17 protein-coding genes and 1 pseudogene are annotated in these 21,484 nt (G+C 38.8%); 4 read left to right on the top strand and 14 right to left on the bottom strand.

The genetic code is table 11. The features are described 5' to 3' along the window. Positions 1 to 165 precede the first annotated feature (165 nt). On the bottom strand, positions 166 to 639 hold the full coding sequence (locus GQR54_RS14845; RefSeq protein WP_166378611.1) for a Dps family protein: 474 nt from the start codon (positions 637 to 639) through the stop codon (positions 166 to 168). Between the two features lie 334 nt (positions 640 to 973). On the opposite strand from GQR54_RS14845, the gene GQR54_RS14840 reads away from it, so the two are divergent. Beyond that, positions 974 to 1,183, top strand: a complete 210-nt coding sequence (locus GQR54_RS14840) for a hypothetical protein (protein WP_007579816.1) — start codon at positions 974 to 976, stop codon at positions 1,181 to 1,183. Here the strand turns inward: GQR54_RS14840 and GQR54_RS14835 are convergent. Then, positions 1,180 to 1,785: an alpha/beta fold hydrolase gene (locus tag GQR54_RS14835; protein ID WP_010554854.1), complete on the bottom strand. Its 606-nt coding sequence runs from the start codon at positions 1,783 to 1,785 to the stop codon at positions 1,180 to 1,182. The two genes, GQR54_RS14840 and GQR54_RS14835, sit on opposite strands and share 4 nt — an antisense overlap. Before the next feature lie 184 nt (positions 1,786 to 1,969). Further along, positions 1,970 to 2,506, bottom strand: a complete 537-nt coding sequence (locus tag GQR54_RS14830) for a YaeQ family protein (protein ID WP_166378609.1) — start codon at positions 2,504 to 2,506, stop codon at positions 1,970 to 1,972. A 91-nt stretch (positions 2,507 to 2,597) separates the two neighbouring features. Between GQR54_RS14830 and ylqF the strand changes: the two genes are divergently transcribed. The 3 genes and pseudogenes from ylqF (at position 2,598) to fusA (ending at position 6,805) form a co-directional block, all read left to right on the top strand. After that, on the top strand, positions 2,598 to 3,542 hold the full coding sequence (gene ylqF / locus GQR54_RS14825) for a ribosome biogenesis GTPase YlqF (RefSeq protein WP_024589485.1): 945 nt from the start codon (positions 2,598 to 2,600) through the stop codon (positions 3,540 to 3,542). A gap of 651 nt (positions 3,543 to 4,193) precedes the next feature. Continuing rightward, positions 4,194 to 4,514: pseudogene (locus GQR54_RS14820) on the top strand (HTH domain-containing protein); the annotation flags it as partial. A gap of 206 nt (positions 4,515 to 4,720) precedes the next feature. After that, a complete protein-coding gene (fusA, locus tag GQR54_RS14815; RefSeq protein WP_166378607.1) occupies positions 4,721 to 6,805 on the top strand; it encodes an elongation factor G in 2,085 nt (694 codons plus the stop codon). Positions 6,806 to 7,526: 721 nt separating this feature from the next. On the opposite strand, the gene mdoH is transcribed toward fusA, so the two are convergent. From mdoH to ubiB, 11 genes are all read right to left on the bottom strand, one after another. After that, positions 7,527 to 9,488, bottom strand: a complete 1,962-nt coding sequence (gene mdoH, locus GQR54_RS14810) for a glucans biosynthesis glucosyltransferase MdoH (protein ID WP_166378605.1) — start codon at positions 9,486 to 9,488, stop codon at positions 7,527 to 7,529. Beyond that, positions 9,460 to 11,079: a glucan biosynthesis protein G gene (locus GQR54_RS14805; RefSeq protein ID WP_166378603.1), complete on the bottom strand. Its 1,620-nt coding sequence runs from the start codon at positions 11,077 to 11,079 to the stop codon at positions 9,460 to 9,462. Before GQR54_RS14805 ends, mdoH begins: the two co-directional genes overlap by 29 nt. Before the next feature lie 319 nt (positions 11,080 to 11,398). Then, on the bottom strand, positions 11,399 to 14,119 hold the full coding sequence (locus tag GQR54_RS14800; protein WP_166378601.1) for an ExeM/NucH family extracellular endonuclease: 2,721 nt from the start codon (positions 14,117 to 14,119) through the stop codon (positions 11,399 to 11,401). A gap of 127 nt (positions 14,120 to 14,246) precedes the next feature. Then, positions 14,247 to 15,257: a porphobilinogen synthase gene (gene hemB / locus GQR54_RS14795; RefSeq protein ID WP_166378599.1), complete on the bottom strand. Its 1,011-nt coding sequence runs from the start codon at positions 15,255 to 15,257 to the stop codon at positions 14,247 to 14,249. A 12-nt stretch (positions 15,258 to 15,269) separates the two neighbouring features. Continuing rightward, on the bottom strand, positions 15,270 to 17,123 hold the full coding sequence (locus GQR54_RS14790; RefSeq protein ID WP_166378597.1) for a diguanylate cyclase: 1,854 nt from the start codon (positions 17,121 to 17,123) through the stop codon (positions 15,270 to 15,272). Further along, positions 17,123 to 17,908, bottom strand: a complete 786-nt coding sequence (locus GQR54_RS14785) for a TatD family hydrolase (protein WP_166378595.1) — start codon at positions 17,906 to 17,908, stop codon at positions 17,123 to 17,125. The genes GQR54_RS14790 and GQR54_RS14785 overlap by 1 nt, the downstream gene beginning before the upstream one ends. Next, positions 17,908 to 18,423, bottom strand: coding sequence for a hypothetical protein (locus tag GQR54_RS14780; protein WP_166378593.1), 516 nt, complete (start codon positions 18,421 to 18,423; stop codon positions 17,908 to 17,910). Before GQR54_RS14780 ends, GQR54_RS14785 begins: the two co-directional genes overlap by 1 nt. A gap of 1 nt (position 18,424) precedes the next feature. Next, positions 18,425 to 19,165, bottom strand: coding sequence for a twin-arginine translocase subunit TatC (gene tatC / locus GQR54_RS14775; protein ID WP_004334958.1), 741 nt, complete (start codon positions 19,163 to 19,165; stop codon positions 18,425 to 18,427). Between the two features lie 48 nt (positions 19,166 to 19,213). Then, positions 19,214 to 19,546 (bottom strand): Sec-independent protein translocase protein TatB, encoded by a 333-nt coding sequence (gene tatB, locus GQR54_RS14770; RefSeq protein ID WP_024599713.1) that lies wholly within the window; start codon positions 19,544 to 19,546, stop codon positions 19,214 to 19,216. Positions 19,547 to 19,551: 5 nt separating this feature from the next. Beyond that, positions 19,552 to 19,800: a Sec-independent protein translocase subunit TatA gene (gene tatA / locus GQR54_RS14765; protein WP_149594401.1), complete on the bottom strand. Its 249-nt coding sequence runs from the start codon at positions 19,798 to 19,800 to the stop codon at positions 19,552 to 19,554. An 80-nt stretch (positions 19,801 to 19,880) separates the two neighbouring features. Next, positions 19,881 to 21,482: a ubiquinone biosynthesis regulatory protein kinase UbiB gene (gene ubiB / locus GQR54_RS14760; protein ID WP_166378591.1), complete on the bottom strand. Its 1,602-nt coding sequence runs from the start codon at positions 21,480 to 21,482 to the stop codon at positions 19,881 to 19,883. Positions 21,483 to 21,484 lie beyond the last annotated feature (2 nt).

Raw genomic sequence — 21,484 nt, 5'->3', positions numbered from 1 at the left:
CAATATATGAGCATTGTGCCCACTTAAACCAAAAACAACGCCACTGGTAACAGGGGCGTTGTTTAGTATTGGGAGGAGACTAATATAGTAACCGAATCGCTTGATTATTTAACGATTTATCCCTATTTGTGGCCCTCTTCATTGAGGGCTTTTTTTTGCTTAATTTTAGTCTAAGTAAGCTTTTAACATCCAAACAAGTTTTTCTTGCTCCGAGATGTAATCGCTCATTAGTGAAGCAGTACCTTCATCGTCTGCATCACCAGCTTGGCTTAATATCTCACGCTGCATTTCAATTAATGTACTGTAACCAGCAAGTAGGTTCTCTACGGCTGTAACGCCATCACTAATACCTTTAGCTTCTTTAATTTTACTTACTTCAAGGTAATCAGAAAATGCATGTAGTGGTGCGCCATCTAACGTTAAAATACGTTCTGCAACTTCATCTACTTTTAGAAGTAGTAAGTTATAAATTTCTTCAAACTTAACGTGTAGTTCAAAAAAGTTACGGCCTTTAATATTCCAGTGAAAGCCACGCGCGTTCATGTATTGAATCTGGTAGCTACTCAATAATGTATTGAGTGACTTTATAATGTCTTCGCTTTTTGCGCTGTTTAGACCAATTGCGTTTACATGTGACATAACTTGCTCCTGAATAACCGTTTGTTTGTGAACTTGTGATAAGTATTACTAATTTCGATAAATTAGTAAAATCGTTTAAATGTATCTAGTTAATAGTTTTAACCTATTAGCTGTTTTTGATACCTATATTCACTTTAGACTATTAATAGAAGTGGGTCTGATTAATAAAAATACTACCCCTCAAAAGTAAATAAACCTCAAAAGTATATAAATCATGATCTAAAACAAACTTTATTCAAGGTAATAACTTAGCTATTTTTTTATTGATGCAGGTCAAAAATCATCCAGCCTAACGGCGCATAATAATGTTGTCGAAATAATTAGGAGAGATAACATGCATGCAAAAACAGCGAAACAAAATAAAGCAGAGTTAATAGTGGTAGGAATTGCAGTCATCGCATTTGTACTTGGGTTAGTAGCGCACTTAGCGGGTGCAAGCTTTGCGAACTCAGATTTTTTTGGCTACATTGCGGCGCCGATTCCGCTTATATTGGCAGTGGTATTTTTAATTAGTTATAAAATAGCAGCCAATGCTGAGGATTAATCTTTCTCGTTTAAGCACTTTAAAATGTAATCGAGTACTTGGCGCGAGTAAATCATACTGGTATGGCTTAAATGAAACACTTTATGTTCGGCCATACCTTTAAGTTTGGTTTCATCTAGTAATACAGTGCCATCTGACTGGCTACCTTTAACTATTAAGGGCATAAGCCCAATAGGTAAATCGCCCGCAATACTGTAAAGCTTAGCTTTAAAAGGCCAATTACCATTTTTAGTGAGTAAAAATTCAACACTATTTTTTAAAAATGATTCAAACCCTTTTTGCTTCATCTTTTGCGCAATATGACTGCCTTTGTGTGGAGTACCCAGTGTAATTACCTTCGTAACATTCTGGCTAGCAGGAGAGTTTGCCTCTAGGTAAGCACGTGCAATAAGCCCTCCCATTGAGTGGCATACAAGCGCTGCAGGTTCGTTAGAAATACACTCATCAATTTGTGCAAATATGGTATCGCGGTGAGGGTCGAGCGTATTATAGGTAATGTTTAATACCGTCATCCCCGATTCTTCAAGTCGTGAACAAAGTGGGCGCATAACAAAGCCAGACATATACAAGCCATGTAAAACAATAACGTGTTTAACTTTCATATGCTCCCTAATACCAATTTTATTAAAAACATGATCATTCTAGCGTATTAAATAATCCGCTACCTGCGTTAAAAATTATTTATATAGAATAACTATATGTCATAATTTTCGCCTTGTTATCGACTTATTTCCTTGTCGCTATAATAGATAACTAATTTAATGCAATTGGTATAACCTATCTTAGTTACATCAATTGCTGTGGTTTTATCTCAATGTTTGTTGTATCGGTATTTACCCATACTTCACCATCTTGAATGGTAATGGCGAGCTTAATTCCACGATCAACCAAAGCAGCAAGTGCTTGTGTTGCTGCATAATCAAGGCTAAAAATACTTAGATTTTTAAATTCATACAATTTAGGTTGGTGTTTTTGCCACCAAATTGCTTGATTGTTTTCACCATAAGTATATAGCACCACTTTTTTAGATTTATTACAGGCTTTTTTAAGGCGTTTTTCATCTGGTAAGCCAAGTTCAATCCATAGTTCTATTTCTTCACTATAGCTTACATGCCAAAGTTCAGGTTCATCATCAGCGCTTAATCCTTTAGTAAATTCTAAACCATCACAGCTATTTAGCGCAAAAGCGAGTAAGCGAATCATCAACCGCTGATCTGTTTCTGAAGGGTGTTGAGCCAAGGTTAAATTAAAATCTTGATAAACGTGGCGGTCCATATCGCTAAGCGATAACTGCACTTTCATAATGGTGGATTTAAGAGCCATAACAACTAATCTGAAAAAATTTGCGTCAGTATAGCGCAATTAAATGAATTGCCAGTTAAAATAGCGGTTAATTATACGTTAGGAGTTAAAAATGGCTATCCAGTGGTTCCCTGGGCATATGAATAAAGCCCGCAATGAAATTAAAGAAATAATGCCACAAATGGATGTGATCATTGAAGTGCTTGATGCGCGCATTCCCTACAGTAGTGAAAACCCGATGGTGGCAACCTTGCGTGAAGGTAAGCCGGTCATCAAAATTTTGAACAAAGCTGATTTAGCTGATCCTAAAATGACTCAAATCTGGAAAGATTATTTTGAGCAAGAAAATGGTGTTAAAGCGATTTCTTTTGGACATGATAAAGCAGCTGAAGTAAGTCGTATAAATGAGCTTTGTAAAAAGTTAGTGCCGCATAAAGTGGGTGCCGATAAGCAGATTAAAGCCATGATAATGGGTATTCCTAACGTGGGTAAATCTACGTTAATTAATGTACTGGCTGGACGTATAGTTGCAAAAACAGGTAATGAACCTGCGGTAACCAAAGCACAACAACGCATTAAGCTTGAAGACGGTATTATGCTTTACGATACGCCAGGTATGCTTTGGCCAAAAGTAGAGAATGAAAACTCAGGTTATCGTTTAGGCGCTACCGGTGCCATTCGTGATACGGCGCTTGAGTATGAAGAAGTAGCAAGTTACACAGCTGAGTACTTATTGCGTGCATACCCTGAGCTTTTAAAAGCGCGTTATAAAATAGACGAATTACCAGAAAGTGATTGGGAATTTGTTGAAATGGCGGGTAAAAAACGCGGCTGTATTCGTGGTGGTAATCAAATAGACACATATAAAATGTCTGAAATACTAATCAACGAATTACGCGACGGTATTATTGGCCGTATTACTATGGAAACTCCGCAAATGCGTGAGGAAGAAGAAGTAATGGTTGCTGGTTTACGCGCCGCTGCAGAAGCTAAAAAAGCAGCTAAAGAAGAAGAAAAGCTTCAACGCCGAGCGCGAGCTCGTAAAAACCGTCGTTAATATTTAACCAGAATTCAGGTTATTTAATTAAAGAGATTTAGTTTTACTAAATTACAGACATAAAAAAAGCCCGTAAGGGCTTTTTTAGTTTCATATCTACCGTCACCGATATGAGCAATGTAGCAAGTAAAATAGTAGGGCGGTTACTCATCATCAACATCAAGGGGCGTTGCGGTTCATAACAAGTAACCATAGCTGTTTACGTGCGCCACACGTTGTTTCAGGGTCGAGAAACAAATCAATTCATTCCTTAACAAGTGGTATGCAATCCGTCTTGTTGATATTGATTATCAGTTAGATCTAACTATCTGTCAACACCTAAATGCAAATAGTTCTTATTATCCCCTTGTTTGTTTTGTAAGCTAATGTTAAATATAAAAAAAGAACAATAACTTAAACTATTTAATTAACCAGCAGAACTTTAATTTGCTCCACCTAAATTTCATTTATTAGAACTAATTGATTAATGCAGGAGAGGTTTTCGTTTGTATTTAAGCCTAGAGCTATGTTCTTGGGAAAGTTGAGCGAGCTTTAATTTGAATGCCCAATGATATTTGGACATAAAAACCCCGCAGTAATTGGTATGTCCAACTATTGTGGGTCACTTAAGTTAGGCTTTTAGTAAAGGCATTAATGTTATCTGGCCTTGGTGCGCGTCAGCAATGTTTTTCTGATGCAAATGAAGTAACGCAGTCAATGGTTGATACGTTATTTGGTTCAAAGCAGCAAACCAACACGTTTGTTCGCTTACCTAAAGGGGTCGATCAACTTACCCTAAAAAAAATATATGATGCTTTTGTAGAGCACGCAACTACCGCATTTACCGCTCAGAAAATGGGCGATTTGGTTGGTGTTAGTCGCTCTACAGCACGCCGTTACTTGGAGTATTTGCTTGAATCAGGTAAGTTAACAGCGGATCAAAGTTATGGCAGTATTGGCCGCCCTGAACGTTGCTATAAAATAGCGAAGTAACTTTGTGTACCTGATGCTAAAATATTAAATATCATTTATTTCAATGCCTTATGTTTTTTTATTATGTTTGATATTTATTAGATTCTGACAATAAAAAAAAATATGTTGAATTGATTGCATTTTAAGCGGCTTGCATGGTGATGTTCGCTTTAAGTGATGTTATACTCCTGCGGAATAATTTATCGACTTTATTAAGAGCAAAATTAATGGCAGATTTATCGAAGTACAGAAACATTGGTATTTTCGCGCACGTTGATGCGGGTAAGACCACGACTACTGAGCGTATCCTAAAGCTTACTGGTCAAATCCATAAAACTGGTGAGGTTCATGATGGTGAATCTACTACTGACTTCATGGAACAAGAAGCTGAGCGCGGTATTACTATTCAGTCTGCGGCTGTAAGCTGTTTCTGGAAAGATCACCGTTTTAACGTTATCGATACTCCTGGACACGTTGACTTCACAGTTGAAGTTTACCGTTCACTTAAAGTACTAGATGGCGGCATCGGTGTGTTCTGTGGTTCTGGTGGTGTTGAACCACAATCAGAAACTAACTGGCGTTATGCTAATGATTCAGAAGTTGCACGTATTATCTTCGTAAATAAATTAGACCGTATGGGTGCTGATTTTTACCGTGTAACTGAGCAAGTACGTAAAGTACTTGGCGCAACTCCACTAATCATGACTTTACCAATTGGTATTGAAGATGAGTTTGTTGGTGTTGTAGATGTTTTAACTAAAAAAGCATACGTTTGGGATGACACTGGTCTTCCTGAAAACTACGAAATCACAGACGTTCCTGCAGACATGGTAGATAAAACTGACGAGTATTATGAAATGCTTGTTGAAACTGCCCTTGAGCAAGACGATGCACTACTTGAAGCTTACATGGAAGGTGAAGCACCTTCTTTAGAAGACATCAAACGTTGTATCCGTAAAGGTACTCGTGACCTTGCTTTCTTCCCTACATACTGTGGTTCTGCGTTTAAGAACAAAGGTATGCAGCTTATTCTTGACGCTGTTGTTGATTACTTACCATGTCCTACAGACGTTGATCCTCAACCTCTTATGGATGAAGAAGGTAACGAAAATGGCGAGTTCGCAGTAGTATCTACTGACGAACCTTTCAAAGCGTTAGCATTCAAAATAATGGATGACCGTTTTGGTGCATTAACATTCGTACGTATTTACTCAGGTAAACTAAACAAGGGTGACACTATCCTTAACTCGTTTACTGGTAAAACTGAGCGTGTTGGCCGTATGGTTGAGATGCAAGCAGATGACCGTAACGAATTAACTAGCGCACAAGCTGGTGACATCATTGCTATCGTAGGCATGAAAAACGTGCAAACTGGTCACACATTATGTGATCCTAAGCACCCAGTAACACTTGAGCCAATGGTATTCCCAACTCCAGTAATCTCGATTGCTGTACAGCCTAAAGATAAAGGCGGTAATGAGAAAATGGGTGTTGCTATCGGTAAAATGGTTGCAGAAGATCCATCTTTCCAAGTTGAGACTGATGAAGATTCAGGCGAGACTATCCTTAAAGGTATGGGTGAGCTTCACTTAGATATCAAAGTAGATATCCTTAAGCGTACTTACGGCGTAGACCTTATTGTTGGTCAACCACAAGTTGCTTACCGTGAAACTATCACTAAAGAAATTGAAGATAGCTACACGCATAAGAAACAATCTGGTGGTTCTGGTCAGTTCGGTAAAATTGATTACCGTATCAAACCAGGCGAAGTTGCTTCAGGCTTCACGTTTAAATCATCAGTAGTTGGTGGTAACGTACCTAAAGAATTCTGGCCAGCAGTAGAGAAAGGCTTTAAATCAATGATGGGTACTGGTGTTCTAGCTGGCTTCCCTGTACTTGACGTTGAAATTGAACTTTTTGACGGTGGTTTCCATGCCGTGGATTCATCTGCAATCGCGTTCGAAATCGCTGCTAAAGGCGCTTTCCGTCAATCGATCCCTAAAGCGGGCGCACAACTTCTTGAGCCAATCATGAATGTTGACGTGTTCACTCCAGAAGATCACGTTGGTGACGTAATCGGTGACCTTAACCGTCGTCGTGGTATGATGAAAGACCAAGAAGCTGGTTTAACAGGCAGCCGTATTAAAGCTGACGTACCGTTATCAGAAATGTTCGGTTACATCGGTACACTACGTACAATGACATCTGGTCGTGGTCAGTTCTCTATGGAGTTCTCACACTACGCTGCATGTCCGCAAAACGTTGCTGATACAGTAATCGCTGCAGAAAAAGAGAAAAAAGCTGCTAAGTAATTAGCTCTTTAACTCTTTAGAAAACCCGCACATGTTGCGGGTTTTTTATTGCCTATAATTTGGTTTTATTTTTGTAGTTGTTTACGACTACTCTTTATTATTAAGTAGTCTTATATTATCAATTAGTAAAAAGGGATTAGAGGGTACTTTAATTGATTAATTAGATAAGGAAGTCTCCGCATCAGAGACGTTCGCATATTAATTTTATATAAGATGTAATGATTATTAAATCTACTAAATTAGCACCAAACTGGTGGCTATAATTCACAAAATATATTTTAGCATTCAGCTTAATATTTTTAATTCATATTATATTTTCTGTGAACCTAAAAATCGTTTTTCTCACTGTAATGCCAGCTTTACTTATTATTCCTTTCAATATTCTTCATCTTCGTTTTTTACATTGTCATAAAGCAGGCATTTGTTATACGCGTTTATGCACAAAGCGTTACATCAATAGCGAGGAAATTGGTTGCGTATCATTTAGTTCATTTTTTCTTTTCACCATTTTTAATGGTGGAGTTAGATAATGGTAAAACGTTCCATTTTTATGACTGGCATCTTGATGATGAAACGCAATCAGTTATTTCTAAAATGTACTGCAATAAGGTAGCTAACAAAATTGAAAATATTAGCGATAAATACAATGCTTGATCTTTAATTTAGATAGCAAAAAGGAACGATTAATCGCTCCTTTTTTATTTTTGTATTTTATAACGCGCTAATTAAACTTTTTTATAGCCTTAGCTTTTAGCGCTTTCATCTTTAGCCTGCGTGGCTTCTTAAAAGACTGGATAGGCATTGTTACCAACTGCTCTTGTGGTAGTGCCGGTATTGTTTGTGGATAAGCACCTTCCTTTGGTACCGAAATTTCTTTTAGGTGTATTTTAAGTGCTTCTAGAGTTGAGTCGTTATCAACTTCACTAGGGCAAATAAATATACCCAACTTTCTTAGTTGTACACCGAATTTAATACTACTGGTATAACGGATAATCGGAGCACCTAACACTAAGCCTAATAATATAGGCGATAGCCACCAGAAGAATACTGGCGTGAAGTAGTAAGCAGTACAACCCCATGCAATAGCCACAATAGTTGAGAATAGCGTATAACCAAAAGCTTCCTTCCACGGAACCATACGACCTTCACGCGGTTGTGCATCCCATTTTACTTTTTTACCTAAAAACACACAAAGTACAAAGTAAGCATGAAATACCATCATTAATGGAGCAACAATAATAGCAAATACGGTTTCAATGATTGAACCTAGTATTAGCTTAATTGAACCACCAAAGCGTTTGTTTCTATGTATTAGGGTTACTATTATACCCATCAGTTTAGGCATTAATAAAATAACAATAGTTAAATACAATAGTGAATCAATAAGATCTGTCTTAGCTATTTGCCATGTAGGGAATAATTGATAAACACGGTTAAAGTACACATCACTATTTAATGCGCGAGTCACTGCATCAATTGTACTTAACGCTAACATTGAGAGCCAAATTAGCGATGAAATATAGGCTGTGGCACCTAATAGAAAGTGCAGCTTACTCATTAATTTTAATTTGGATGAAGATAGTAAACCTAAGTGCTGAATATTACCTTGCACCCAGCGTCTATCGCGTACAGCGTAGTCTAGAATGTTACTTGGTACTTCTTCATAGCTACCTTCAATATCTGATAGCAACAATACATCCCAACCAGCACTGTGAAGCAGTGAAGCTTCTACAAAGTCATGACTTAAAATTTCGCCGCCAAAAGGTGCATTACCTTTCAGTGTTGGCAAGCCACAGCACGTTATAAATGCTTCAACTCTAATAATTGCATTATGACCCCAGTAGTTTGCTTTATCAGTTTGCCAAAAAGCTGAGCCAGTAGCGAGCATTGGGCTATATAGCACTGATGCAAACTGTAAAAAACGGCCAAAAAAGGTATCTTGACGAACAGGGATCGGAATAGTTTGGATCAGGCCTGCTTGTGGGTTGTTGAGCATACTTGTAGTAAGCTCTAACATACATTTCCCGGTCATTACGCTATCTGCATCAAGCACAATCATATGGTCGTACTGGCTGCCCCAGCGCTCACAAAAGTCGGTTAGGTTACCTACTTTACGGTGTTTGTTATCTTCGCGACGACGGTAAAAAACGTGTTTTGCTGTATCACCTAAACGTTCACACAATGCATGCCATGCACTTAGCTCGTTTTTAGCTATTTCTGGGTCTTGCGTGTCGCTTAATAGATAAAAATCGAAGTTTGCAAGTTGACCTGTTTCTTTTAACGATTGCAGACTAACTTCAAAGCCCGCGATAACACGGTGGGTGTCTTCGTTGTAAATAGGCATTACAACGGCGGTTTTTTGGGCGTTAATTGCCTCACTATTGAACTCAATTGGTTTAATACGCTTCAGCGTAAGTGGGTCAATTCGAAACAACTGTAATACAAAGCCGATTGTTCCACTACAAAAGGCCGTTACAATCCAGGCAAAAGTGATTGAGAATAATACTAAAAGAGCATACTCAAGTAATGTCATACCGTTTGAGCTTAAAATCTCAAACATAATAGATATGCCGTAGCCAGATGTGCCAAGCGCTGCAATAGCAAATAGCCAAACTCTTAATGTTTTGAATGGCATTGGAGTGCCCTTACCTTTATTACTTGATGTCATTTGGGTACCAAACATAACTCCATACCTCGCTAATTTCTTTGTCACGCAATTTTAACGATAAACGCATATCAACGGGTTGATCGTCCTGTGGTGCAATTTTAAAGGCTACACGCCATCCTCGTGAATCAGGCAGTTTTTGCACATTCACGTCGGTTACTTCGCCTGTTGTAAGTTGAATATCGGCATCTAGCTTTAACTGTTCAGAGAGTTGATTTATTTCTGACCCAGTAAAATCAACAGTAAATTGGCGATGGCTTTTTGGTGGTGGATTGTCCTCACCTGGTAAAGCAGCGCTACCGATCCTTGTGCGCAGTACACGCGCTTTCTCATGCTGAGTTAAAGCTGCATTAAAGGTCGTCATTTTGTAGCTTAGCTTTAATGAATCACCGGCTTTCATTGGCTTTTCTGGTACCCAGTAGCTTACGATATTGTCGTTAGTTTCCGTATCAGTCGGTATTTCTACAAGTTCTACACGACCATTTCCCCATTCACCTTGTGGTTCAATCCATAGACTAGGGCGGTTGTGGTAGTGCGCTTCTGTGTCTAGATAGTTATTAAAGTCTCGATCTCGTTGAGCTAACCCAAAACCTTTTGGGTTATTGTACGAAAATGAAGTAACACTCAGCTGTGATGGATTGTTAAGAGGGCGCCATACCCATTTATTATCAGCAGACTGAGTCAATAAGCCATCCGAATCATGAACTTCAGGGCGGTAGTCATCAAAAAACTTAGTACTGTTTTCACCGTGATAAAACATACTCGTCAATGGTGCTACACCTAGCTTTTTAATATCCTTACGTGCAAATATCTGCATATCAACATCAACTAGCATGTTAGTTGTAGGATCAACGTTAAACTTATAGGCACCAGAGATTGATGGGCTATCCAATAATGCAAAAATAGTAATTTGTGTTTGGTCAACTTTTGGTTTAACTAACCAAAACTCTTTGAACACAGGAAATTCTTCACCTGAATTTTCAGCAGTATCAATGGCAAGACCTCTAGCTGATAGGCCATAGACTTGCTGGGGGCCAACAACTCTAAAGTACGATGCCCCCTGAAATACCATTACTTCGTCTTTATACTCGTTAGTATTCAATGGGTAATGTAAGCGAAATCCTGCATGGCCTAGTTGAGTACCTGCAACACTTTTAGCTATTTCTTCTTGTAGTGGTGCGGCAGTGCCATCGTATTGGTAAAAGTCAGTGCTGAAAGGCAAGCGGCTACGTTTAGAGTCGCTATCAACGGTGTTTATTGTTACAGGTGTTTTATATAAAAAACCAGGATGGAATAATTGCAGCTCGTAAAGGCCCTCATCTTTCCACACTGCCTTGTCTTTTTTAAATCGAATTGCCCTATAATCTTGATAATCAATATTATTTAATGCTTCAAGCTCAATATTTTTAGGGGTCACGTATTCTTCACTTGCTAACTTTTTAGCGCGAGCGCTAATTACGTCAAATAAGCTACTTTGTGGAATTGCTACATCAACTGTTGCAGCAATCGCTGGGTTGCTATTGCCCCAAGCCGAAAAAATAATAAGTAGACCCAGTAATGGTGCTGACTTTTTTTGCCATTTAGGCAGATTATGGGTTAATTGTTTCATTTTCATTCCTTTATAAAAACACGACTTATTTTTACGTTTAGGGTAAATATTAATTTTTGTAAGTACCTTTAAAATACCTAAAGCAAAATACGAACCCTTATAAAAATTCATATTTTTCAATAGGTAAAATCTATATGCGTAACCGACAGAGGCTTTTTGTGTAACATTCACTCAAATGTATGTAGTTATTACTGATTAATTACTAAAAAATTTATAGATCCTATGAACATATTACGGGAGGTTTAATGAAGCTTGTCTGAATTACATTTGTATAAAAATAAAAAAAGCCGCAAATGCGGCTTTTAAATACTCATATTAATTATTTCTTTTTAAATCTGCGCACGATTGATAATGGCGCTAAAAGAAGTGATAACCAAAATAATGAACCTGAATCGTTACCATCATCCCTCGTTTCAGTAACATTGATTGTAACCGTTACCGATTCAGACATGTTGCCTACACTGTCTTTTGCTTGCACTGATAGTGTTATTATACTTTCAATGTCTGCATCAAGTTCACCGGCTACGATAAGTTGACCTTGTTCATTGATTGAAATTGCTTCACTCCCTGATACAATAAATTCAACCACTGGTGATACATCTGCATTTGGATCACTAAATACTAACTGACCTATTACAGTATCAATTGAGCTGCTTTCATCAATTGAAAATACTTGATCTGCGACAATGACCGGTGTCTGCTCTTGCGGTGTTAGCATACCTTCAGATTTAATATCGATGATTACAGGGTCATGATCTGATGCGCGGTAGGCACTTTCAGAATAAAGACTAGACTGCTGAGCATCACTCTTAAATTCAACGTTGTAATCAAGTAAAATTGGCTCGTCAGCATTTATGTGCCAATCTTGCGCTGAGACAACTTTACTAAGCAACGAGTCGCTTGCCACAGCATGATCTAAACTGCCTGCTCGGCCAGAAAAGCTATAAGAATAGCCCAGTGTATTACCATCAAGTTCTGCAACTACATTTTTATATCCTTTGTCTGCAAATGCACGTATTGGATCTTCCATTGCGTAAGCATTCATGTCTCCAACTAAAATAGTGTCTTCGTCGTCAACACCGGTTGGTTTGCTGTCTAGCCAATCGGCATAGGCAGTGGCACCTTGTGTGCGTATTTCATTCCAGCAAGCTTGACCATCGTTCTGATCTTCATTTGCACCACTTGCACTGCCACAACCGCCTTTAGATTTTAAATGAGCTACGGCAACAGTGAACACTTCGTCGCTCTCAATTGATTTGAAGCTTTGCGCTATAGGAGTACGGTTGCTAAAATCAAATGGGGCTTGCGTTGTAATTGCAGCAGTACCCACTTCTTCTACTTTATTAGCACGGTAGATCAATGCAGTGGTAATTGCATCAGTACCTATTTGATCAAGATTAAAATCAACAAATGCATACTGGTTTGCTGTGTCTGCTTCGTTTAGTGCATTTACTAAGCTGGCAATTGCGCTAAATTCACCAAAGCCATCGTTTTCTATTTCCATCAAACCAACAACGTCAGCTTGCATTGCGCTAATTGCACTTACTATTTTAGCTTCTTGGCGGATAAATTCGGCTTCTGTGTCTGCACCGCGATCGGTAGGGAATCCACCTCCTTGACCATCACCATTAAAGTAATTAAGTACGTTAAAGCTTGCTACACGCAAGTCGGCCGAGGCATTTAGTTCAGGTGCGTCTTCGCGTGCATTTGTAGCAATAAACTGAGGTACTGCTGTTGGGTGAATGCGGTAAAGGCCAAAGCTATAAGCAAGAGCACCAGTTACTGTATTTATTGTGTCGCCAGTACGTAGGGTGTTCTCTGCTGATAATCCTGGAGTTGGGTATGCGGTAGGATCTGAGTTTTGTACTGTAGAGCCATCGTCTAGCAGAATCTTTTTAAGTAAGTTTTCTGTTTCGACTGCATTAGCTGCATCGCCAGGCAGTGCAACTTGGGTGCCTTGGTATAGTCGTTCTGTTGCTAATTCAACCTCACCATAGCGACCAAGACCAAAGTTATCGGTGACTACCAATTGTTGCTCTAGTGTTACTAACATACCTTCAAAGCTTTCTAAGTCCGTTAACTCAGCTACAGGCAGTGTTATTTTTGTCGCAGCTACAGTTAAATCCGTATTACAAACGGCCACTTGGGTGACGTTATCAATTTGTGTTGAATCAAAATACTCTGCTACATTACCTTGTACACGTACATGGTCGCCAACGCTTACGTCGGTATCTGCAAAATAAACAAAAATCCCTTCAGAAGTTAATGGGTTTTCATCTATATCAACAGCAAGAGAGCTAACAAAAAAGCCTTTTAATTGATCATCACCCTGAAAGTCAGCCGTTACAATCCCTTCAAGTTCAACAGGTGTATCGACAAGTGGGCTCGTTGCACCATCACCTTGAATTGCATTAATTAAAGTTTTTTGCGTATCACACACAAGTGGTACAAGAGGTGCAGGTGCTGGCTCAACAGGAACGCTGCTACCAAAAACACCTAAACCGCTAAAATCATCTTGGTCGAATTGAACCCACTCTTCACTTGGGTTAAAAGTAGCATCAGGTGTTGTGCGTCCAACAAGGATGGTTTCTTTACGACGAAGTGTTTTATTTTGCGTTTGCACTCCACCTTCAGACCAAAAAGAACCAGGATCAACACCACGTTGGCCAAAGCTATCTACAACAGTCGTACCTTGGGTTAACACTAGGGCATCATCACCATTAAAATTGGTTACACCACTTTCTTCATCGGCTTTTGCTTTGAGTTCGTCAACCGAGCTTGAGTTTATAATTACGTACGTGCTATTAGCAGCAAGAGGACCCGTTAAGTCGATTGAGCTAGTTGCTGTAGTGCTACCATTTGAATATAAGGTTAGCGTATAGGTATCGAGTGAGATTTCACTCGCAGAGGTGTTATAAAGTTCTACTGCTTTATTATTGCTTCCACCTTCAACATACTCAGATATGATTAAACTTGCTGAAGCTGGTGCACTGAGACTTGCTATAACAAGTGCGAGTGGTGTTATTTTTGTTTTAAACATTTTTTTATTATTCCCGTGTATTAATCCCAAAATGGGACAACAGTTTAGAGAATAAATGTGACGTAAATAATACAAAAACGTAAACGAATGTAAATAAAAGGCGGTTTAACCGCCTTTTAATAAAAAATTACTTTTTAGCTAGATATTTTGCGGCTTGTTTAGCAAAGTAGGTTAATATTCCATCAGCTCCTGCACGCTTAAATGCAAGTAGAGATTCCATTATGGTGGCCTCTTCGCTCAACCAGCCGTTATCAATAGCTGCTTTGTGCATAGCATACTCGCCACTTACCTGATATGCGAAAGTAGGCACACCAAATTCGTCTTTCACACGACGTACAACATCTAAATAAGGCATGCCAGGTTTAACCATAACCATATCAGCGCCTTCTTGTAAGTCTAAGGCTACTTCACGTATTGCTTCATTAGAGTTTGCAGGATCCATTTGGTAGGTTTTTTTATCAGCACCTTTTAAGTTACCAGCAGAACCTACCGCATCTCTAAATGGGCCGTAGTAGCTAGATGCATATTTAGCGGAGTAGGCCATGATGCGAGTATGAATAAACCCATCAGCTTCAAGTGCTTCACGAATAGCGCTAATACGACCATCCATCATATCAGAAGGGGCAACAACATCTGCACCGGCTTGAGCATGAGAGAGTGCCTGCTTAACTAAAATCTCAGTAGTGATATCGTTAATAACATAACCAGTGTCATCAATAATACCGTCTTGACCATGCGTAGTGAATGGATCAAGCGCTACATCAGTAATTACACCCAACTCTGGAAAGGCTTCTTTTACCGCTCTTACGGTACGCTGTGCTAAACCATCATCGTTATATGCTTCTTCGGCAAATAATGATTTTTTATCTCCAGGTGTTACCGGGAAAATAGCTATCGCAGGTATTCCAAGTTCAACCAACTCTTTTGCTTCAATGAGTAGCAAATCTATTGATAGGCGCTCAATACCAGGCATTGATTCAATTGCCTCGCGACGATTTTTACCATCAAGTACAAATATAGGGTAAATTAAATCGTTCACGCTAAGTTGGTTTTCGGCCATTAAGCGGCGAGAGAAGTCGCTACGGCGCATTCTGCGCATCCGAGTGTACGGAAAAAGATCTAATCCTGATTGGGCCATATTAATATGCTCCTACTGCGGTAAGGGAAAAGTGATTACTTGATTACGCCCATGCTGCTTTGCGTAATAAAGTGCTTTGTCGGCGCACTCAGTAAATATCTGAGGATTGCTAACGTCATCAGCAATACTGGTGTATATGCCAGCGCTAATTGTAAATTGAATATCATTATTGGCAACCGTTACTGTACTGACTGAGATAGCTGAGCGTATTTTTTCAGCTATGTCTTGTGCACCTTTATTTGGGGTATTAGGTAATAGCACTACAAATTCTTCACCGCCATAACGGGCAACTTCGTCGAGTGGTCGCTTTAAATGATTTTTTATTAGGTCAGATACAGTTTTAATAACTTGATCGCCAATTATGTGTCCGTACGTATCGTTAATGCTTTTGAACCGGTCTATATCAAGCATAACAATGCTAAGTGGTGTTTGTTCCCGACGAGAGCGACGAAGTTCCATTACGAGTCTTTTATCAAAAAAACGTCTGTTTTTTATTCCGGTTAAAGCGTCTTCGGTATTAAGTAACTCAAGTGAACGGTTTTTTTCTTCAAGCTCTCTGAGCGTAACTTGCAATTCAAAGGTGCGTTCGTCCACTTGTGACTCTAGTTCTTGGTGTGTTTTTTCTTGTAACTTTAAGCGCTCTTTAAGTAGCGTATCTTGAGCTGCATTTTCAGCAATCAAGGCTTGCTGAGAAGTTACTTCTTCATCTCGCTGTAAAATAAATAACTTCATCACGCTATAACATAAACAAAATGTGCAGCTAAAAAAGCATGTAAATACAAATGCTAATATACTTAGGCTAAAAGTATATAGCCCCATTACTGCAACAGTAAAATAAAGTATCATCACCAAGAAAAAAACCAATACGAGTAATAGTGCTTTATTGGGTTTAGAGGGTGCTAAACGTACGCATAAAAGCGTAGTTACAATATAAAAGCCTAAAATGATAGGGGTGGCGATTAAGCAAAATAGTGTAACTATGTGGTTTGGAAGTAGCCAAATAAATAATAACGAAATGGCTAAAGCGTTCACTAAAAATTTTTGAATCGTCAGTAAAAATGAGGGCCTTGGATAACAAATTTGCTTTTGCAAAGGTAAAAACATTAAAGTAATAAGCATAAGTAATATAGGGATCATAACTTGCTGTAACGCTGGCAAATTAGGGTGAATATATCTTAAGCCAAACCCACAAAGGTAGGCTAATACACAACCCAACGTGAGGGTTATTAAACCAGCATAAATAAAATAGCGTTTACGTGAAAAACCATATAAAACTAAGCAACTGACACCTAAAGAAAATACAAAACCAATCAACAATCCATAGAGTAAATTAAGTTTACCTTTATGTGCCAAATAAGCCTCTGGTTGCCACAGCGTTAAAGGGACTCGCAAGCCGGAGCTATTCGTCACTCTCATAATAATACTCGTTTCGCTATTTGCAGGGCTGATCAGTTTAACTAATAAAGATTCACTCTTAATCGTACGTTTATAAAGAGCGTAAGCATCACCAATTTGAGCGTGAGAAAGTAATTCTGAGTTATGTAACTGATATACTTGAACGTCGTTTAGCAGAGGATTGTTTAATGACAATAGTTGCTCGGTATTATAACTAAGCGTGTTTTTTATTCTAAACTTTATCCATACAGGACGCTGCTCTAGCCCTAGATTAAGAGGTTCATCTGTGTTTTTTTGCCACTGTATATGGCTACTTTGTTGTGCATCTAATAGCGAAGTCGGTTCAAAAGAGTAATACAGGTTATTGATGTTTTGGGAGTTGAAATCGTGTTTTATTATTACCGGGTTTGCGAAAGAGCAAAAAGTGCAAAGGAATACTAATAGGCTTAAAAATGCCTTTGCATAGGCCATTAACGATCTTCTAAACCAAAAACACGGTGAAAGTTTTCTGTAGTTTTACGGGCCACAACTTCTTCATCTATTTGATAAAGTTGTGCAACCGTTTGACAGATATAAGGAAGCAGTGCAGGTTCATTTTTACGTGATTTAGGTTTTGGCTTAACTGTTCGTGGAATTAAAAATGGAGCATCAGTTTCTATTAATAATCGATCTAGAGGAATACTAGGCACTAGCTGTTGTAGCTCTTTACCACGTCTTTCATCACACACCCAACCCGTTATACCAATATAAAGACCTAAATCTAAATAGTGTTTTAGAGCTGGTGAATTACCGGTAAAGCAGTGAAGTACACCGCGAATATTAAATTCTTTTAGAATACTTAGCATGTCGTCACTTGCATCTCGTTCATGTAAGTAAACAGGTAAATCTAATTTTTGAGCAAGTACTAACTGGCGTCTAAAAACACTACGTTGTACATCGCGAGGCGAAAAGTCACGGTTATAATCAAGGCCACATTCACCTATCGCTATGACCTGCTTATTATTTGCAAGGGTAGTTAATTGTGCTTCTAGTTCATTAGTCACTGATTTTGCATCGTGCGGGTGGATACCCGCCGTAGAATATTGAAGATGTTCTATTGCAAGTTCAAGTGATTGCTGACTGCTTGCAATATCACAGCCTATAATAAGCATATTTGTAACGCCCGCCTCACTGGCACGGGTAATTACGTCACGATGATGGTCGTCAAATTGATGATTAGATAAGTTAACTCCAGCATCAATTAACGTATATGACATTATTTAGTACGTTTAACGCGAATAGAGCGGTTTTTACCATCTTTCTTCAATAGAAAAGAGCTGAATGCACCGCGGCTAATTACAATTGTATCGTTTTCTTTTAAACGCATGCTATCAGAGCCGATTTGACGCCATTGTTGGCCGTTATCTAGCGAAATAATTAACTCGCCATAAGCAGCCTCATCAATTGATGTAACCATGGCTTTTATTTCAGTTTCTTTCTCTACTTGTGATTCTTTGTGCTCTAAGCCAAAATCGTCAGCTTTTGCCTTTGCTTGAATTGGTGCAGCAGCTACGACTTGAGGTACATTGTTAGTAGTTGGTGGGGTAAGCGTTTTTGTTACTGTTGGCTTTGTTAGTGATTTACCTGCAATTGTATTGTCATAGCAAAGCAACCGGTTAAAGTCGTTCTCAATAAAGCTACATGCTTGTAACGCTTGAGTATTAAATTCTGTTTGCGCAGCAAAAGTCGGTGCGCTTAGTAAAACCAATAGTGGGAGTAGTTGTTTTTTCATTTTATTCCTCAGATTCTTTTTGTGGTTTGGCGGTATAAAATTTTGCTAAAATTAAACCTAGTTCAAACAGAAGAAGCATCGGAAATGCTAATAATGTTTGTGATAATACATCAGGCGGTGTTAAAAACATCGCGACTACAAAAACACCCACCACGATATAAGGGCGCTTCTCTTTTAAGCTTTTTGTTGTAGTTGCCCCACTCCAACATAGCAGCATAATTGCCACTGGAATTTCGAAAGCGACACCAAATGCAAAAAACAGTTTTAATACAAATCCTAAATAGCTACTTATGTCGGGCGCAAGGGTCATCATTTCGGGGCCGGTACTTGTAAAAAAACCCAAAATAATTGGCAGAACTACAAAATAACAAAAGGCTATACCGCCATAAAATAATATTATACTTGAGGCAAGAATAGGCATAAGCATTTTCTTTTCGTGCTGATATAAACCTGGTGCTATAAATCCCCAAACCTGATGCAATATCCACGGGATCGACGCAAATAAAGCGACAAATAAAGTAAGTTTGAAAGGTGCAAAAAAGGGGGCCGTTACATCGGTCGCAATCATGGTTGCAGTGCTTGGCAAATGCGAAACTAACGGTTGTGCAACAAAGGCATAAATATCATTCGCAAAATATACTATGGCAATGAAAATAACAAAAATGCTTAATAGTGCTTTTATTAGCCGATCACGCAACTCAATTAAATGAGCTACAAACCCCGATTTTACTTCCTCAGCCATTATTTTTTATACCATGTAGTAAGTTGACCACAAAGTGAGAGATAAATTTCACTTTTTTTCATCAAGTTGTTGGTTATTTGATGTATCAGGTTGTTTTTTCTTGTAGCTGTGAGTAACTGACTCAGCTGCTTTTTGTAGCTCTGTTAACGAGCTTTGTAGCTCGGGGCTTAAATCTTTTAGTTCTTGTTGTTCTGCTTTTTTAAGGTTTTCGTGAAGTTCATGAATACGCAGTTCTTCACTTACTTCGGCTTTTACCGAGTTAGCAAGTGATTTAGCGGTTTTAACCCATTTACTCACTGTTCTAATAGCAACAGGTAAGCGCTCAGGGCCGAGCACCACTAAGCCAACAATAAAAATAACAACAAGCTCCCACATCCCCATACTAATTAAACCTTATTGCTATCTTTGCTTTTTTCAGTATTGGTTGAGTCGTCAACGGTGCTTTTTTCTGATTGTTGAATTTGCTCTGATTTTTCTTGCTCACTCGCTTGATCATCCGACATTGCTTTTTTGAAGCCTTTAACAGCGCCTCCAATATCACCACCCATACCGCGTAGTTTTTTTGTGCCGAAAAGTAAAACTATGATCGCCAAAACAATTAATAATTGCCAAATACTAATACCACCAAAACCCATGGTTTTCTCCAATATGTAAAATGGTTAAATGTCTATCTTAAATACTAATTATACGCCCAATAGCGTAAATAGCACTCAGTTTATGCGCTGCGCCATGCCGCTATAAAGCTAATAGCCGATAAGCTTATTGCAATACTTGCAGCTATTAAATCGTGTTGTAAATAACAAAGTGTTGCCATAATCATTGTAGCACTACCAAATAAACTCAATATTAAAGGTTTATGAGATACCTTTTGTTCTTGAGGTTGAATGTGTGGTGTACGCTTTAAATTTTGATAAATTAGATCAGGTAACTCAGGCATTTTTTCAGCCCAAAATGGCAAGTTAGCATACATTTGCTTCAGTACTGATAGCGGTCCAACTTGTTGCTTTACCCAGTCTTCTAAAAAGGGCTTAGCTGTTTTCCATAAGTCGAGTTGCGGGTAAAGCTGACGCCCTAATCCTTCAACGTATAATAAAGTTTTTTGTAGTAGTACTAATTGCGGCTGTACCTGCATGTTAAAACGACGTGCAGTATTAAATAGATTTACGAGCACGTGACCAAATGAAATTTCAGCTAAGGGTTTATTAAATATAGGCTCGCAAACCGTGCGAATCGCAAATTCAAATTCTTCAATGCTAGTATCTGGTGGTACCCAACCTGAATCAACGTGTAGCTGTGCAACTTGGCGATAATCACGATTAAAAAAGGCGATAAAGTTTTCAGCTAAATAGCGTTTATCTTCTTTGCTTAACGTACCAACTATACCGCAATCAATACCGATATACATTGGGTTTTCAGGGTGCTCGCGAGAGACGAATATATTGCCTGGGTGCATATCCGCATGAAAAAAGCTGTCTCTAAACACCTGCGTAAAAAACACTTCTACGCCGCGCTCAGCCAATAACTTCATATTGGTGTTTTGTGCCATAAGCGCATCTTTATCAGAGACGGGTATGCCGTAAATACGCTCCATTACTAGGACATTACTACGGCTATAATCACTGTAAACTGAAGGGATATACAATGAATCAGAGCCCTCAAAATTGCGCTTAAGCTGAATGCCATTGGCACCTTCGCGCATTAAGTCGAGCTCGTCTAAGAGTGTTTTTTTGTATTCTTTGACTACTTCAACGGGGCGCAGGCGTTTTGATTCGTTATGGACTTTTGCAAGTACCTTTGCGAGCTTTTCCATCAGCGCTAAATCGGCATTAATTTGATCGTAAATATTGGGTCTAATAACCTTAATTACGACATCTTGCTCAATGCTTTGCTCATCAATAAGCTTTGCTGTATGTACTTGCGCTATGGATGCAGAAGCCAGTGGAGTTTGTGAAAACTCACTAAACAATTCACTTATATCGTTAATTTCGAGCGCTTTTTCTATGATTTTTTGTGCAAGTGCGCCTTCAAATGGCTGAACTTGATCTTGTAAAAACGCAAGCTCTAAAGCGATATCATGAGGGAGTAAGTCACGACGGGTAGAGAGCATTTGGCCAAATTTGATCCAAACAGGACCAAGCTCTTGCAATGCTAAACGTAAACGTAGCCCCGCAGGTTTTTCTTTGTGCTGATTACGCAACCAAAACAAACTGCCACGAGCTACCTTACCAAACCAAGGTATCTTATGTTTTGGAATTAGTTCGTCTAGCCCATAGCTAAGTAACGTTTTGGTGATGTTATACAAACGTGCAGTCGACACAA

The sequence above is a fragment of the Pseudoalteromonas sp. Z9A4 genome, assembly GCF_011378845.1.
Lineage (GTDB): Bacteria > Pseudomonadota > Gammaproteobacteria > Enterobacterales > Alteromonadaceae > Pseudoalteromonas > Pseudoalteromonas arctica.
Note: the sequence above shows the minus strand (reverse complement) of the source record. Positions and strands in the feature narration are given on the sequence as shown.